The organism is Paracoccus panacisoli (genome assembly GCF_042435015.1).
GTDB lineage: Bacteria > Pseudomonadota > Alphaproteobacteria > Rhodobacterales > Rhodobacteraceae > Paracoccus > Paracoccus panacisoli.
Genome location: NZ_JBHMQU010000029.1, coordinates 1 through 14,577, shown reverse-complemented (window position 1 = coordinate 14,577; position 14,577 = coordinate 1). Strand labels below are relative to the sequence as shown.

At 71.9% G+C, this 14,577-nt stretch carries 14 protein-coding genes and 1 tRNA gene; 11 read left to right on the top strand and 4 right to left on the bottom strand.

Annotated features, from left to right (window positions below):
• Positions 1 to 69: 69 nt before the first annotated feature.
• Together ACFHYO_RS07555 and ACFHYO_RS07550 are read left to right on the top strand one after the other, a co-directional pair.
• Positions 70 to 1,494, top strand: a complete 1,425-nt coding sequence (locus ACFHYO_RS07555) for a peptidoglycan-binding domain-containing protein (RefSeq protein WP_394319490.1) — start codon at positions 70 to 72, stop codon at positions 1,492 to 1,494.
• Positions 1,495 to 1,580: 86 nt separating this feature from the next.
• Complete coding sequence (locus ACFHYO_RS07550) at positions 1,581 to 3,383, top strand: peptidoglycan-binding domain-containing protein (RefSeq protein ID WP_394319488.1); 1,803 nt, start codon at positions 1,581 to 1,583, stop codon at positions 3,381 to 3,383.
• A gap of 73 nt (positions 3,384 to 3,456) precedes the next feature.
• Here ACFHYO_RS07550 and ykgO read toward each other — a convergent pair whose 3' ends face one another.
• Both ykgO and ACFHYO_RS07540 read right to left on the bottom strand, forming a co-directional pair.
• Positions 3,457 to 3,582: a type B 50S ribosomal protein L36 gene (gene ykgO, locus ACFHYO_RS07545; protein WP_036700801.1), complete on the bottom strand. Its 126-nt coding sequence runs from the start codon at positions 3,580 to 3,582 to the stop codon at positions 3,457 to 3,459.
• 79 nt (positions 3,583 to 3,661) lie between these two features.
• Positions 3,662 to 3,736 (bottom strand) — tRNA-Val (locus ACFHYO_RS07540).
• 164 nt (positions 3,737 to 3,900) lie between these two features.
• On the opposite strand from ACFHYO_RS07540, the gene ACFHYO_RS07535 reads away from it, so the two are divergent.
• The 4 genes from ACFHYO_RS07535 to ACFHYO_RS07520 are packed head-to-tail and all read left to right on the top strand — an operon-like array spanning position 3,901 to position 6,402.
• A complete protein-coding gene (locus ACFHYO_RS07535) occupies positions 3,901 to 4,776 on the top strand; it encodes an N-formylglutamate amidohydrolase (RefSeq protein ID WP_394319485.1) in 876 nt (291 codons plus the stop codon).
• Between the two features lie 44 nt (positions 4,777 to 4,820).
• On the top strand, positions 4,821 to 5,687 hold the full coding sequence (locus ACFHYO_RS07530; RefSeq protein WP_394319501.1) for an SPFH domain-containing protein: 867 nt from the start codon (positions 4,821 to 4,823) through the stop codon (positions 5,685 to 5,687).
• Positions 5,684 to 5,962 carry a pectate lyase gene (locus ACFHYO_RS07525; protein WP_231572751.1) on the top strand — a complete coding sequence of 93 codons (279 nt, stop codon included), beginning with the start codon at positions 5,684 to 5,686 and terminating at the stop codon, positions 5,960 to 5,962. The genes ACFHYO_RS07530 and ACFHYO_RS07525 overlap by 4 nt, the downstream gene beginning before the upstream one ends.
• Complete coding sequence (locus ACFHYO_RS07520; RefSeq protein WP_052174901.1) at positions 5,959 to 6,402, top strand: NUDIX domain-containing protein; 444 nt, start codon at positions 5,959 to 5,961, stop codon at positions 6,400 to 6,402. Before ACFHYO_RS07525 ends, ACFHYO_RS07520 begins: the two co-directional genes overlap by 4 nt.
• Here ACFHYO_RS07520 and ACFHYO_RS07515 read toward each other — a convergent pair.
• The gene (locus ACFHYO_RS07515; protein ID WP_394319483.1) at positions 6,399 to 7,136 is read right to left on the bottom strand and encodes a DUF998 domain-containing protein; all 738 of its coding nucleotides are present in this window, start codon (positions 7,134 to 7,136) and stop codon (positions 6,399 to 6,401) included. The genes ACFHYO_RS07520 and ACFHYO_RS07515 overlap by 4 nt on opposite strands.
• A 76-nt stretch (positions 7,137 to 7,212) precedes the next feature.
• Positions 7,213 to 7,902, bottom strand: a complete 690-nt coding sequence (pyrF, locus tag ACFHYO_RS07510; RefSeq protein ID WP_394319481.1) for an orotidine-5'-phosphate decarboxylase — start codon at positions 7,900 to 7,902, stop codon at positions 7,213 to 7,215.
• Between the two features lie 147 nt (positions 7,903 to 8,049).
• On the opposite strand from pyrF, the gene ACFHYO_RS07505 reads away from it, so the two are divergent.
• The 5 genes from ACFHYO_RS07505 to msrQ all read left to right on the top strand — a co-directional run bounded on the left by ACFHYO_RS07505 (position 8,050) and on the right by msrQ (position 14,324).
• Positions 8,050 to 8,688, top strand: coding sequence for a TenA family protein (locus tag ACFHYO_RS07505; RefSeq protein WP_394319479.1), 639 nt, complete (start codon positions 8,050 to 8,052; stop codon positions 8,686 to 8,688).
• Positions 8,689 to 8,785: 97 nt separating this feature from the next.
• Complete coding sequence (gene clpB, locus ACFHYO_RS07500; protein ID WP_394319477.1) at positions 8,786 to 11,413, top strand: ATP-dependent chaperone ClpB; 2,628 nt, start codon at positions 8,786 to 8,788, stop codon at positions 11,411 to 11,413.
• A 209-nt stretch (positions 11,414 to 11,622) separates the two neighbouring features.
• A complete protein-coding gene (locus ACFHYO_RS07495) occupies positions 11,623 to 12,744 on the top strand; it encodes a baeRF11 domain-containing protein (RefSeq protein WP_394319476.1) in 1,122 nt (373 codons plus the stop codon).
• A gap of 120 nt (positions 12,745 to 12,864) precedes the next feature.
• The gene (gene msrP, locus ACFHYO_RS07490) at positions 12,865 to 13,731 is read left to right on the top strand and encodes a protein-methionine-sulfoxide reductase catalytic subunit MsrP (RefSeq protein ID WP_394319474.1); all 867 of its coding nucleotides are present in this window, start codon (positions 12,865 to 12,867) and stop codon (positions 13,729 to 13,731) included.
• Positions 13,731 to 14,324 (top strand): protein-methionine-sulfoxide reductase heme-binding subunit MsrQ, encoded by a 594-nt coding sequence (msrQ, locus tag ACFHYO_RS07485; protein ID WP_394319472.1) that lies wholly within the window; start codon positions 13,731 to 13,733, stop codon positions 14,322 to 14,324. The genes msrP and msrQ overlap by 1 nt, the downstream gene beginning before the upstream one ends.
• Positions 14,325 to 14,577: the final 253 nt, after the last annotated feature.

Sequence of the window (14,577 nt, the reverse complement as noted above, 5' to 3'; positions counted from 1 at the left end):
CGGCGCCCGGGCGCACGACAGGCTTTCAGAGCGTGGCCCGCGAACGGGCCCGGACAAGGGGAACGAGCAATGGTCAGGAACGGGTTTTCGGCGGCGCTGGCCGCCGTGCTGGGGTCGGCGCTGGTGGCGGGCGCCGCGATGGCGCAGCAGGCACCGGTGGTGGTGGGCGGCCAGGGGACGCAGCCAGGCGGCGTCGCGGGCACCATCGCCCAGGCCGCGCAGGACCAGCTGATGTGGGAGCTGACGGTCCAGACCGGGACCGAAGCCGCCTATCGCAACTACCTGAGCCGGAACCCGACCGGGATGCACGCGGCCGAGGCGCGGGCCGCGCTCGGCCGGCTGCAGGCCGGCACGCCCGTGCAGGCGCCGGCACCCGCGGGCACCGCCACGACCACCACGGTCCCGGTGACGACCCCGGCGCCCGAACTGCCCGCGGGCACCTCGGCCGCCGACGCGGCAAGGGCCGAGGTCGCCGCGGCGACCGGTGCGGTCACGGCGCCGAACGCCAACGCCGCCGGGACCGAGGCGGCGCTTGGCCTCAGCCGCGAGACGCGGCAGGCGGTGCAGGCCGGGCTGACGCGGCTCGGCCATGACACCCGCGGCGTGGACGGGGTCTTCGGCTCGGGCACCCGCCGCGCGATCACTGCCTGGCAGCAGAGCCGCGGCTATCCGGCGACCGGCTATCTCAACGCCGCCCAGGTCGAGGAGCTGCGGATCAGCGGCCGTCCCGGCGGGGCCGAGCCTGCGGGCACCGCCACCGCGGCGGCGACCGAGGCGGCGCTGGACCTGACCGCCACGCAGCGGCGGATCATCCAGTCGCGGCTGACCCAGATGGGCCACGACACCCGCGGGGTGGACGGCAAGTTCGGGTCCGGCACGCGCCGGGCGATCACCGCCTGGCAGCGCAGCGCCGGGGTGGCCCCGACCGGCTATCTGACCCGCGCTGACGCCGACGCGATCCTCAACGCGGGCAACACCCCGGTCGTCGGCGGGGGCAGCGTCGATGCCGATGCCGCGGCCCGGGTCGAGCTGGGCCTGAACCTGACCCGCGAGCAGCGGATCGCGGTGCAGCGCGGCCTCGTCGCCGCGGGGCACGACACGCGGGGCGTGGACGGGCAGTTCGGCTCGGGCACGCGGCGGGCGATCCGGGCGTGGCAGGTGGCGCGCGGCGACGCGGCGACCGGCTATCTGACCCGCGCGCAAGCCGATGCGCTGAGCGGGACCGCCCCGGTCGTGGTGCCCGCACCGGGCACCGGCGGCAGCACGGGCGCCACGGCGGCGTCCGAGGCGGCGCTGAACCTCGGCGCGATCGAGCGGACCGAGGTGCAGACCCGGCTCGCCGCGCTGGGCTATGACCCGCGCGGGATCGACGGCAACTTCGGATCCGGCACCCGCGCCGCGATCCGCAGCTGGCAGGGCGACAACGGGCTGACCGCGACCGGCTATCTGAACGCCGACCAGTTGGCCCGCCTGCGCGGGCAGCGCCGCAACTGATCCGGCCCGGCCGCCGCGGAAACCGATCCGCGGCGGCCGGCATTGGGGCAGGGACGGCGACCATGCCGGCGCTGCGGGAGGCGACGATGACAGCGAAGATTTCGACCCGGGCCCGGGCGGCCCTGATGCTTGGGGCGACGATCGGGGCCTCGGCCGCGGCCTTGGCGCTGGGGGTCGGGATGGCCGCGGCCGAGCCGCGCGCGGTGGTGGTCGGCAACAGCGACTATGCCGAGCTGCCGGACGTGGCGGCGGTCTCGCTGGGGCCGGCGCTGCGGACGCTCAAGGCCAGCGGCTACCGGGTGGTCGAGGGCGACGACCTGGTCGCCGCCGACCTGCGGGCGGCGCTGTCGGACCTGCTGCGCCCCGACGACCGGCCGGGGCCGCGGCTGGTCGTGCTCAAGGGCCGCTTCGTCCATTCGCGCGGCGAGACCTGGTTTCTGGGCCGCGACGCCGGGACCGTCTCGCTACTGAGCGTCGGTCTGACCGGCGTACCGCTGTCGGTCGTGACCGAGGCGATCGAGGGCGGCGACCCGCAGGCGATCCTGATGCTCGGCACCGACCAGAAGCCGTTCGCCACCGGACCCGGGCTGCGGCCCGGCTGGGGCCACATCGCCGCCCGGCCCGGGGTGACGGTGATCGCGGGCTACACCGACGGGATCGGGCGCGCGGCCGAGGTGCTCGCCCGCCCCGACGGGACGGTGGCCGAGGCGCTGACCGCGGGGCCGTCGCTGCGGGTGCTGGCGGGCGGCGCGGCGCCCGTGGTCGTGCCCCCGCCGGGCGGGCAGCGGCCGGTCGTGGTGCCTCCCAGTGGCGGCCAACCCGTCGTGGTGACGCCGCCGCGCCCGGGGCAGCCGGTCGTGGTTCCCGGTGGCGGCCAGCCGGTCGTCGTGCCCCCCGACCAGATCGCCGCGCCGGGCGCCGACGAGCAGGCGGCCTGGACCCGGGCCAAGCGCGCCAACTCGGTCGCCGCCTACCGCGAATTCCTGGGGAAATACCCGCGAAGCATCTATGCCGGCGCCGCCCGCGGCCGGATGGAGGCGCTGGACGCCGCCGCCGTCGCCCCGGCCCCCAGCGGCCCGGCCGCGGACGAGGCGGCGCTGCGGCTGGACCAGGCCCAGCGGGCGCAGATCCAGCGGCAGCTGACGCTGCTTACCTATGACACGGGCGGGATCGACGGGGCCTTCGGCGGCCAGACCCGCGCGGCCATCACCCGCTTCCAGCGCGATTCGGGGGTGGCGGCGACCGGCTATCTGACCCGCGCGCAGATTGACCTGCTGGGGCGCAGCGCGGCGATCCGCTCGCGCGGGCTCGAGGCCGAGGCGCGCCAGCGGCAAGAGGCGCGGGACGCCGCCGACAACCGCGACTGGGCCCGGATGAAGGGCGAGGGCGCGGCGGGGGCGTCGGATTACCTTGCCCGCTATCCCGAGGGGCTGCACGCCGACGCGGCGCGCAAGGTGCTAGCCGATGCGGCCCGCGCCGGGGCGGCCGCGACGGGCAGCGAGGGCCCGGCGCGCGAGGCCGACGACCGCGCCTGGGCGCAGGCGACGCGCGGTGACACGGCGGCGGCCTATCGCGGCTACATCGACCGCTATCCCCGCGGCCGCCACACCGCCGAGGCGGAAAAGCGCCTCGCCCGGTTCCGCGCGCAGGAGGCGCAGGATGCCGCGGGCGAGGCTGCCCTCGACCTCGCGCCGCCCGTGCGGCTGGTGGTCGAGCAGCGGCTGGCGGCGATGGGGCACGACGTGGGCAAGGTGGACGGGGTGTTCGACGGCAAGACCCGGGCCGCGATCCGGCGCTATCAGGCGTCGCGGAACCTGCGGGCGACCGGCTATCTGAACCAGTCGACCGCCGTCCGTCTGCTCGCCGACACGCTGATCCGGCAGGACTAAACGGTTCGCCCAACGAAAGACGCCCGCGGAGCGATCCGCGGGCGTCCTGTCCTTGCCGATCCGGCGCGGGGCGTCAGCCCTGGCGCGCCTTGAAGCGGCGGTTGGTCTTGTTGATCACATAGATGCGGCCTTTACGGCGCACGATCTGGCAGTCGCGGTGACGCTCTTTCAGCGAACGCAGCGAGTTGCGAACCTTCATCGGTCTCTCTCCTCATGGCGCGCGCGAGTTGCGCCCGGAAACTGAAATGCCCCCGGTCAATGCCCGGGGGCGGCGAAAATGGTGGGCGGTACTGGGATCGAACCAGTGGCCACTACGATGTCAACGTAGTGCTCTACCGCTGAGCTAACCGCCCGTGCCGTGTGACGCCACGGGCCAGGGCCCGCGGAATCGCGTTGGTCGGGTGTCTATATCGCCAGCCCATCGGGGCCGCAAGTGCCCTTTTCGCGCCCCGCCCCGGCGGGCATAGTGGCGGCGCGCGGGCCCTTTCATCCCGGGCGCGGCAGGGAAGGAACCGGCATGGCCGAGGACGCGGCGGCAGGGCATTCGGGCGGGGTCGAACTGACCCGGCCCGCGCGCTGGCGCGCGGGCGTGGTCCTCGCCTCGCCGCATTCGGGGCGCGACTATCCGCCGTGGTTTCTGGCGGAATCGGTGCTCGACCCGCTGGCGCTGCGCTCGTCCGAGGATGCCTATGTGGACCGGCTGATCGCCCCGGCGGTGGCGGCGGGGGCGGTGACGCTCGCGGCGCGGGTGCCGCGGGTGGTGGTGGACCTGAACCGCGGCCCCGACGATCTGGACCCGGCGGCGATCGACGGGCTGCCGCCCCGGCGGCTCGACGCGCGCATCCTGTCGGGGCTGGGCGTGGTCCCGCGGGTGGTGGCGCGGGGCCGGCCGATCCGGCACGGCAAGCTGTCCGAGGCCGAGGCGCGGCGCCGGATCGAGGCCTACTGGCGCCCCTATCACGCCGCGCTCGCCGCGGTGATGGACGAGGCGGTGGCCACGTTCGGGCGGGCGGTGCTGATCGACGTCCACTCGATGCCGCGCGAGGCGCTGTCCCATCTGAACGCCCCCCGGCCCGACATCGTGCTGGGCGACCGCAACGGCGCCTCGGCCGATCCGGGGGTGAGCGCGCGGGTCCACGGGGCGCTGACCGGGGCGGGGTTCCGGGTGCGCCGGAACTCGCCCTTCGCCGGCGCCTTTGTCGCGGCGGCCTATGGGCGGCCCGGGCAGAACCGCCATGTCGTGCAGATCGAGATCGACCGCGGCCTCTACCTCGACGAGGCGATGGTGCGGCCGCACGCGGGCTATGCGGGGTTTGCCGACCGCTTCGCCCGGGTCGTGGCCGAGCTGGCCGGGATCGAGCCCGCCGCACCCGGCCGCATCGCCGCCGAATGATCGCCTGAAGGAGAACGCCCGTGCCCGACGCCCTGACCCAGTTCCTGTCCCAGAACGTGGCGCTCATCATCCTGGCGGTGGTGATCCTCTATGCGATCACCGGATCGGTCCGCATCGTCCCGCAGTCCGAGAAATTCGTGGTCGAGCGCTTCGGCCGGCTGCGCGCGGTGCTGGGGCCGGGGATCAACTTCACCGTGCCGTTCCTCGACCGGGTGGCGCACCGGATCTCGGTCCTCGAGCGGCAGTTGCCGACCAGCCGGCAGGACGCGATCACCGCCGACAACGTGCTGGTGCAGGTGGAGACCTCGGTCTTCTATCGCATCCTCGAGCCGGAGAAGACCGTCTACCGCATCCGCGACGTGGATGCGGCCATCGCCACCACGGTGGCCGGGATCGTGCGGTCCGAGATCGGCATGATGGAGCTGGACCAGGTCCAGTCGAACCGCGCGCAGCTGATCGACCGGGTGCGCGAATCGGTCGCCAACGTGGTGGACGACTGGGGGATCGAGGTGACGCGGGCCGAGATCCTCGACGTGAACCTCGACGATGCGACGCGGGCGGCGATGCTGCAGCAGCTCAATGCCGAGCGCGCGCGCCGCGCGCAGGTGACGGAGGCCGAGGGCAAGCGCCGGGCGGTGGAACTGGCCGCCGACGGCGAGCTTTACGCCGCCGAGCAGCAGGCCAAGGCGCGCCGCGTGCTGGCGGATGCCGAGGCCTATGCCACCCGGGCGCTGGCCGACGCGCTCGCCGCGGGCGGGATCGAGGCGGCGCAGTATCAGGTGGCGATGAAGCAGGTCGAGGCGCTGACCGAGGTGGCGACCGGGCAGGGCAAGCAGACGGTGATCCTGCCGGCCGCGGCGCTCGACGCGTTCCGCGACGCCGCGCAGCTGTTGAAGGGGCGGTCGTCATGATCGTGTGGACGAACGGCTGGCTGTGGATCATCGCGGCGCTGCTGCTGGCGCTGATCGAGATGATCCTGCCGGGCTATGTCTTCCTCGGCCTCGCCGCCGCGGTCGGGGTGATGGGGGTGGTGCTGCTCGCGGGCCTCTGGGGCTGGGGTCTGCCCGCCGCGCTGGTGGTCACGGCGGTGCTGTCGGGGGTGGCGTGGTTCGGCTTCAGCCGGATGGCGGGGGTGGACCGCTCGCGCACCCGCATCTGGCACCGCGACATCAACGACAACGAATGAGCGCGCCGGAGGCAGGGGCGGACGACGACGGCGGCCTCACCTGGCGGGGGGCCAAGCTGGTGCTGACCTGCGGCGACCGGCTGCTGGTGCTCAGGCGCGACGACATCCCGACGATCAACTGGCCGGGAATGTGGGACCTGCCGGGCGGCGCGCGCGAGCCGGGCGAGGGGCCTCGGGCCTGCGGCCTGCGCGAGCTGGCGGAAGAGACGGGGCTGGTGCTGGACCCGGCGCGGCTGACCGGCGGGGCGCGGCCCTTGCCGCACAAGCCGGGGCGCTGGGGGTTCTATTTCCACGCCGAGATCACCGCGGCCGAGGCCGCCGCCGCCCGGCTGGGCGATGAGGGGGCCGAGCTGCGGCTGATGCCGGTGGCCGAGTTCGTGGCCCACCCGCAGGCTGTGCCGCATTTCCGCGGCATCGTGGCCGAGATGCTGGGCCTCTAGCCCGCGGCGCGGACCACCGGGCGCAGCGCGTCGCCCTTGACCAGCCACGAGACGGCGAAGGCGAAGGTGGCCACGGTTTCCAGCCAGAACACCGGGCGCAGCGGGGCGAGGCGGGCCGCCGCCCCGGGGACGACGAAGATCGCCGCGATGGCGGCGAGGCAGGCGACGATCGTCCAGCCGCAGACCCGGTAGATGAGATTTGAGCCACGCTTCTCGCGCCCGTCCTCGGTCCCGCGCACGAACAGGACCAGGCAAAAGGCCGCGAGCGCGCCGAAGAAGGCCGTGGCCCCGGCCAGGTGAATCAGCGCCGCGGCGCGGTCGCCGAGCAGGCACTGGCTGAGGGTGCAGATCGCGGGCGCCTCGGGCAGCGTCGGGGCCAGCGCCACGGCCAGCGCGCCGAGCGAGGCGGTGCGGGCGGCCATGCGGTCGCTCAGCACCTCGCCGGGGCGGGGGCGGTAGCCCTCGTAGCTCCACAGGAAGACCGCGTTGGCGGACAGGGTGCCGACGAAGATCTCGCGCATGGGGGTGTAGTAATAGTCCGACATCGTCGGCAGCAGGGTGCCGCCCAGCGTCGCGGCATAGGCGACGAGGGCCGCGGGAAGGAAGAACCCGAGCAGGCCGATGGCGCGGCGGACCCTGAGGAACGACAGCACGAGGTCGTTGTCGGCCCGTTGCAGCGCGCCGCTGATCGCGGCGGCGCGGGTTTCGGACGGTGCGGGGGCAGGGTCGGTCATGGCGGCGCCTCTCGCACCCGGCGCGACCGCCGGGAGGGCGGAGAGTGGGCGGTGCGCCGGGGGCCGTCAACGCCCCTCAGCCGGCGGCCGGCAGCTCGGCCAGGATCGCCTGCGCCGCAGCGCGGGGGTTCGCGGACTGCCAAATGGGGCGGCCCACGACGATGTGGTCGGCGCCGGCGGCGATGGCGGCGGCGGGCGTCTCGATCCGCTTCTGGTCGCCGGCGGCGGCGCCGGCGGGGCGGACGCCGGGGGTGACGATCAGCCCGGCGCCGGGCAGGGCGCGGATGGCCGCGGCCTCGCGCGGGGAACAGATGATCCCGTCGGCGCCGGCCTCGAAGGCGCGGGCCGCGCGCTCAACGGTCAGGTCGTGCAGGTCGCCCGGCGCGATCAGCGCGGCGTCGAGGTCGGCGCGGTCGAGCGAGGTGAGGATCGTCACGGCGAGGATCTTGGTCCCGGTCCCCGCCGCGCCCTGTTTCGCCGCGCGGACCACATGGGGGTCACCGTGGACGGTCAGGAAGTCGATGTCGAAGCGGGTGAGGCCACGGACCGCCGCCTCAACCGTGGCGCCGATGTCGAAGAGCTTCATGTCGAGGAAGATGCGCTTGCCGTGGTCGTCCTTGAGCTCGCGCGCGAGCGCCAGCCCGCCCCCGGTCAGCATCCCCAGCCCGATCTTGTAGAACGAGACCGCGTCGCCCAGTTGGCGGGCGAGTTCCAGCCCGCTCAGCGCGTCCGGCACGTCCAGCGCCACGATCAGTCGGTCGTCCATGTCCCGGTCCCCTCTGCGATGCCGCGGTCGGGGTCGGCATAGCGGGGCGGGGGGCGGAAAGTCCACCGCCCCGCATGGGTTCGCCCGCGTGGTTGCGCCCCGGCCCCGTCCGGGCGACCCTCGCGCCTCGCCACAGGGAGAGCGCAGATGACATCATTCACCGAGCGGCTGCGGCAGGCGGCCGAGCCGGACTGGACCGCCGCCGTCACCCACCGCTTCGTCACCGAGCTTTACCGCGGTGCCGTGCCGCCCGAGGTGATGGCGCGCTATCTGGTGCAGGACTACCGCTTTCTCGATGCGTTCCTGTCGCTGCTCGGCGGGGCGATGGCGACCGCCGACACGGCGGCCGCGCGGCTGCGGCTCGGGCGGTTCGTCGGCATGGTCTCGACCGACGAGAACGACTATTTCCTGCGCGCCTTCGACGCGCTGGGGGTCAGCGCGGACGCGCGGGCCGCGACGCCGGACCTCGCGCCCACGCAGGGGTTTCAGGCGATCATGCGCGAGGCGGCGAAAAGCGGGTCATACGCCGCCTGCCTTTCGGTGCTGAACGTGGCCGAGGGCCTCTATCTCGACTGGGCCAGCCGGGCGCCGCAGCCGCTGCCCGAGAGCTTCGTCCATGCCGAATGGATCACGCTGCACGACAACCCGGACTTCCGCGACTTCGTGGGCTTCCTCGCCGCCGAGCTGGACCGGGTCGGCCCGGCCGAGCCGCAGGTGGCCGAGGATTTCTTCCGCCGCGCGACGGCGCTGGAACTGCGCTTCTTCGACGCAGCTTATGAGGGTTGAAGGTGCGGGTCATTCTTCCCACATCGCGGGAAAGACCTGCCACGCGCCGCGCCATGACGGGCGGCGCACCGGCGGGGGCTGAACGAGGAGAGACTTGATGGACATGGAAAAATTCACCGAGCGGTCGCGCGGCTTCATCCAGGCGGCGCAGACCATCGCGATCCGCGAGACGAACCAGCGCGTGGTGCCCGAGCACCTGCTCAAGGCGCTGATGGACGACGACCAGGGGCTGGCCGCGAACCTGATCACCCGCGCCGGCGCCGACGCCAAGGCGGTGCAGCGCGCGGTCGATGCAGCGGTGGCGAAGCTGCCCAAGGTCTCGGGCGGGGACGGGCAGGTCTATGTGGACCCGAGCCTCGTGCGGGTGCTGGACGAGGCCGAGAAGCTGGCCAAGAAGTCGGGTGACAGCTTCGTGCCGGTCGAGCGTATCCTGATGGCGCTGGCCATGGTGAACACGCGGGCCAAGGACGCGCTGGACGCGGGCAAGGTGACCGCGCAGGCGCTCAACAGTGCGATCAACGACATCCGCAAGGGCCGGACGGCCGACAGCGCCAGCGCCGAGGACACCTTCGAGGCGCTGGGGAAATATGCCCGCGACCTGACCGAGGCCGCCGAGCAGGGCAAGATCGACCCGATCATCGGCCGCGACGAGGAAATCCGCCGCGCCATGCAGGTGCTGAGCCGTCGGACCAAGAACAACCCGGTGCTGATCGGGGAGCCCGGCGTGGGCAAGACCGCGATCGCCGAGGGCCTCGCGCTGCGGATCGTGAACGGGGACGTGCCGGAATCCCTGCGCAACAAGAAGCTGATGGCGCTGGACATGGGCGCGCTGATCGCCGGGGCGAAATACCGCGGCGAGTTCGAGGAGCGGCTGAAGGCGATCCTCAAGGAGATCGAAGCCGCGGCCGGCGAGATCATCCTGTTCATCGACGAGCTGCACGTCCTCGTCGGCGCGGGCAAGACCGATGGCGCGATGGACGCCGCGAACCTGATCAAGCCGGCGCTGGCGCGGGGTGAGTTGCATTGCGTGGGCGCCACGACGCTGGACGAATACCGCAAGTACATCGAGAAGGACGCGGCGCTGGCCCGGCGCTTCCAGCCGGTGATGGTCGAGGAGCCGACGGTCGAGGACACGATCTCGATCCTCCGCGGCATCAAGGAGAAGTACGAGCTGCACCACGGGGTGCGGATCAGCGACGCGGCGCTCGTGTCGGCGGCGGTGCTGTCGCATCGCTACATCACCGACCGCTTCCTGCCGGACAAGGCCATCGACCTTGTGGACGAGGCGGCCTCGCGCCTGCGGATGGAGGTGGACAGCAAGCCCGAGGAGCTCGACGCGCTCGACCGGCAGATCCTGCAGATGCAGATCGAGGCCGAGGCGCTGAAGAAAGAGGACGACCAGGCGAGCCGCGACCGGCTCGAGCGGCTCGAGAAGGATCTGTCGAACCTGCAGGAGCGGTCGGCCGAGATGACGGCGCGCTGGCAGGCCGAGCGCGACAAGCTGGAAGGCGGGCGGCAGATCAAGGAGCAGCTGGACCGGGCGCGCGCCGAGCTTGAGCAGGCCAAGCGCGAGGGCAACCTCGCCCGCGCGGGTGAGCTGAGCTACGGCATCATCCCCTCGCTCGAGCGGCAGCTGGGCGAGGCCGAGAACCCGACCGAAGGGCCGATGGTCGAAGAGGCCGTGCGCCCCGAGCAGATCGCCGAGGTGGTCGAGCGCTGGACCGGCATCCCGACCAGCAAGCTGATGGAAGGTGAGCGCGACAAGCTTCTCAAGATGGAGGAGGTGCTGGGCCAGCGCGTCATCGGTCAGAACGACGCGGTGATGGCGGTGTCGCAGGCCGTGCGGCGGGCGCGGGCGGGGCTGAACGACCCCAAGCGGCCGCTGGGCAGCTTCCTGTTCCTCGGCCCGACGGGTGTCGGCAAGACCGAGCTGACCAAGGCGATCGCCGAATACATGTTCGACGACGACAGCGCGATGGTGCGCGTCGACATGAGCGAGTTCATGGAGAAGCACTCGGTCAGCCGCCTGATCGGGGCGCCGCCCGGCTATGTCGGCTATGACGAGGGGGGCGTGCTGACCGAGGCGGTCCGCCGCCGGCCCTATCAGGTGATCCTGTTCGACGAGGTCGAGAAGGCGCACCCCGACGTGTTCAACGTGCTGTTGCAGGTGCTCGACGACGGGCAGCTGACCGACGGTCAGGGGCGCAAGGTCGACTTCAAGAACACGCTGATCATCCTGACCTCGAACCTCGGGGCGCAGGCGCTGAGCCAGCTGCCCGAGGGCGCCGACAGTTCGGACGCGCGCGAGCAGGTGATGGCGGCGGTGCGGGCGCACTTCCGCCCCGAGTTCCTGAACCGGCTGGACGAGATCATCATCTTCCACCGGCTGAGCCGGGCGAACATGGACGGGATCGTGAAGATCCAGCTCGCCGGGCTCGAGCGGCGGCTGGCGGACCGCAAGATCACGCTGGACGTGGACGAGGCGGCGATGAGCTGGCTGGCCGACGAGGGCTATGACCCGGTGTTCGGGGCACGGCCCCTCAAGCGGGTGATCCAGCGGTCGCTGCAGAACCCGCTGGCCGAGATGATGCTCGGCGGCGAGGTGCTGGACGGGCAGACGGTCAAGGTGTCGGCCGGACCGGACGGGCTGATCGTGGGCAACCGGGTCAGCGGCGGCAAGCTGGGCAGCGCCGGCGAGCGGCCCGCGGGCGCGCCGCTGCAGTAAGCTTGGGACGGCGGTCGCGTCGTGACCGCTTGAACTCAAAGCCCCGGCGTTCGCGCCGGGGCTTTTTCGTCCCGCGGGTCGCTCAATGTCCGGACGCCGCGTCAGGTTCCATCGGAAAATACAGATATTTCCTTGGGTTGGCGGTTAAAAACAGGGCGTCTGATCCCCATATCGAGGGGGATAACGGAAAAGACGCGAAAGGACGCCCGATGCTCCACCTCGATATTCCCTCGCAAGAGCAGTTGAACCGGCTGGCCGACACCCGCAGCGATGCAGCGGTGACGATCTACCTGGCCACCACCCCCACGACCCAGCAGGTGGACACGGCGCGGATCAGCCTCAAGAACCTTGCGCGCGAGGCGATCAACCAGCTCGAGGAGATGGGGCTCGACAAGCGCCGCCGCTGGCCGATCGAAGAGCAGCTGGCCGACTTCGACGACGACGAGGAGTTCTGGGCGCACCAGGCCCACAGCCTCGCGATCTTCGTGACGCCCGACAAGCTGCGGACCTTCCGGCTCGCCAACAAGATCCCCGACCAGGTCCATGTCTCGGACCGCTTCCACATGAAGCCGCTGCTGCGGGCGACGACCTTCTCGAACGACGCCTATGTGCTGTCGCTGGCCGAGGGCGGGGTGAAGCTGATCGAGGTGCCGGCCTCGGGCGAGGCACATGAGGTGCGGGTGCCGAACCTGCCCAAGGACGCCTACGACGCGCTGCAGACGACGACGCTGAACGACCGCGCGCCGTCGCGGCGGATCACCGGCGACGAGGGCAAGAACGTCCGCCTGCGGCAGTATGTGCGGATCGTGGACAAGGCGCTGATGGATGTCATCAAGTCCAGCTCGCGGCCGCTGATCATCGCCGCCGCCGACCCGCTGCGCGAGCTCTTCGCCCAGGCGAGCGACTATCCCCACATCGCCCCCGACGCGATCTCCGGCAGTCCGGAAGAGAAGTCCGACAACCAGCTCGCCGAAGAGGCGCGCCCGATCCTCGCCAAGCTGCAGGACGCCAAGGTGGCCGAGCTGCGCGACCTCTATGGTGAACGGTTCGGCGAGGGGCGTGCGTCGAGCGACCTGTCGCACGTGGCCCGCGCGGCGAGCCACGGGGCGGTCGACACGCTGCTGGTGGACATCGACGTGACGGTGCCCGGCACGATCGACGACGACGGGGTGCTGTTCCTCGACGAGGTGGACGACGCCCGCAACTACGGCGTGATTGACGAGATCGCGCTGCGGGTGCTGCGCAACGGCGGCCGGGTGATGGCGGTCCGCGCGGGCGATCTGCCCGAGGGCGCCAAGGACCTCGCCGCGATCCTGCGCTGGGCGGCCTGAGTTGGCCACCGCTTGATACCCGCCGCCGCGCCCTCGCCGAGGGCGCGGCGGTTTCGCGTTCGTGAAGACGGCGCCGCCGCGGCTCGGCTAGGATGCCCCGGCAACAGCGGGAGTAGGCCGATGAAGCTGAGCTGGTCCGATGTCACGCCCGAGGCGCTGGTCCTGAACCGGCGCGGGCTTCTCGCCGGAATGGCGGCGGTTGCCGCGACCCCGGCGTTCGCCCGAGGCGACGCGCCGACCGCGTATGAGGACATCACCGGGTACAACAACTACGTCGAGCTCGGGATGGGGAAATCGGCCCCCGCCGAGAACGCGCACCGGCTGACGATGAGCCCGTGGTCAGTCGAGATCGGCGGGCTGGTCGAGCGCCCCGGCACGCTGACGCTGGACGAGATCGCCCCGGTGGCTGCGCGCGAAGAGCGGATCTACCGCTTCCGCTGTGTCGAGGCCTGGTCGATGGTCGTCCCGTGGGAGGGGGTGCCGCTCGCCGGCGTGCTCGACCGCGCCGGCGTCAAGTCCGAGGCCCGCTTCGTCGCCTTCGAGACCGTCTATCGCCCCGACGAACTGCCGGGGCAGCGCCGCAAGACGCTCGACTGGCCGTATCGTGAGGCGCTGCGGCTGGACGAGGCGCGCCACCCGCTCACGTTCCTCGCTACCGGGCTCTACCGCAAGCCGCTGCCGGCGCAGAGCGGCGGCCCGATCCGGCTGGTGGTGCCGTGGAAATACGGCTTCAAGTCGATCAAGAGCATCGTCCGCATCACCCTGACCGACCGCCAGCCCGAGACCACCTGGAACGCCCTGCAGCCCGACGAATACGGGTTCTACGCCAACGTGAACCCCAAGGTGGACCACCCCCGGTGGAGCCAGCGCACCGAGCGGCGGATCGGCGCCGGGCTGCTGGCCGGGCGCGACGAGACGCGGCTCTTCAACGGTTATGACGAGGTGGCGCCGCTCTACGCCGGCATGGACCTGGCGCGCGACTACTGATGCGGCGCGTCCCGGTCTGGGTGGTCTGGGCGCTGGGTCTGGTGCCGCTGGCGGTGCTGGGCTGGGATCTGGCGCAGGGCGGGCTCGGCCCAGACCCGGTCGCGGCGATCGAACACCGGCTCGGGCGGACCGCCGTCTATCTGCTGCTCGCCACGCTGTCGGTGACGCCGATCCTGCGCTTCGGACGGATCAACCTCGTGAGGTTCCGGCGCGCGCTGGGGTTGCTGACCTTCCTCTATGCGGCGCTGCACCTGGCCGCGTGGGTGGTGCTCGACATGGGACTGATGTGGTCCGAGGCGCTGCGCGACGTGGTGAAGCGCCCGTATCTGACGATCGGCATGGCGGCTTGGGTGATTCTGGCGATTCTGGCCGCGACATCCTCGAATCGCGCGATCCGGGCGCTCGGGCGTCGGTGGAAAACCCTGCACAGGCTGATCTATCCGGCCGCCGGGCTGGCGATTCTGCATTGGCTGATGGCCCATAAACTGTGGCCGGCGTGGGGGCTGACGATGGGGGCAGGGCTGGTGATTCTGCTGGCGCTGCGGGTGCGGTGGGGCAGGGTGGCGCGGTGGGGTGACAGAAAAACGGCCTGAAAACAGTTGGTTGCAACGAGCATGACGTTTTTCTGAAAAAAACCGCTTGCGAGGTATGAAACCTCGCTCTAAACACCGCTTCACCGAGACGGCGAGACGCTGGCTCGGGAGGGAAGGCCGGGTTGACTGGCTGGACCGGCTCTTCGGGGTTCTGGAAGAAATTGTCGGGTTTGGGCTTGACGGTTTGGTTCTGGGGACCTAGATGGGTTTTCTGCTTGGGGGCTGGTGACGGTCCTTGGGTTACAATTCGGGC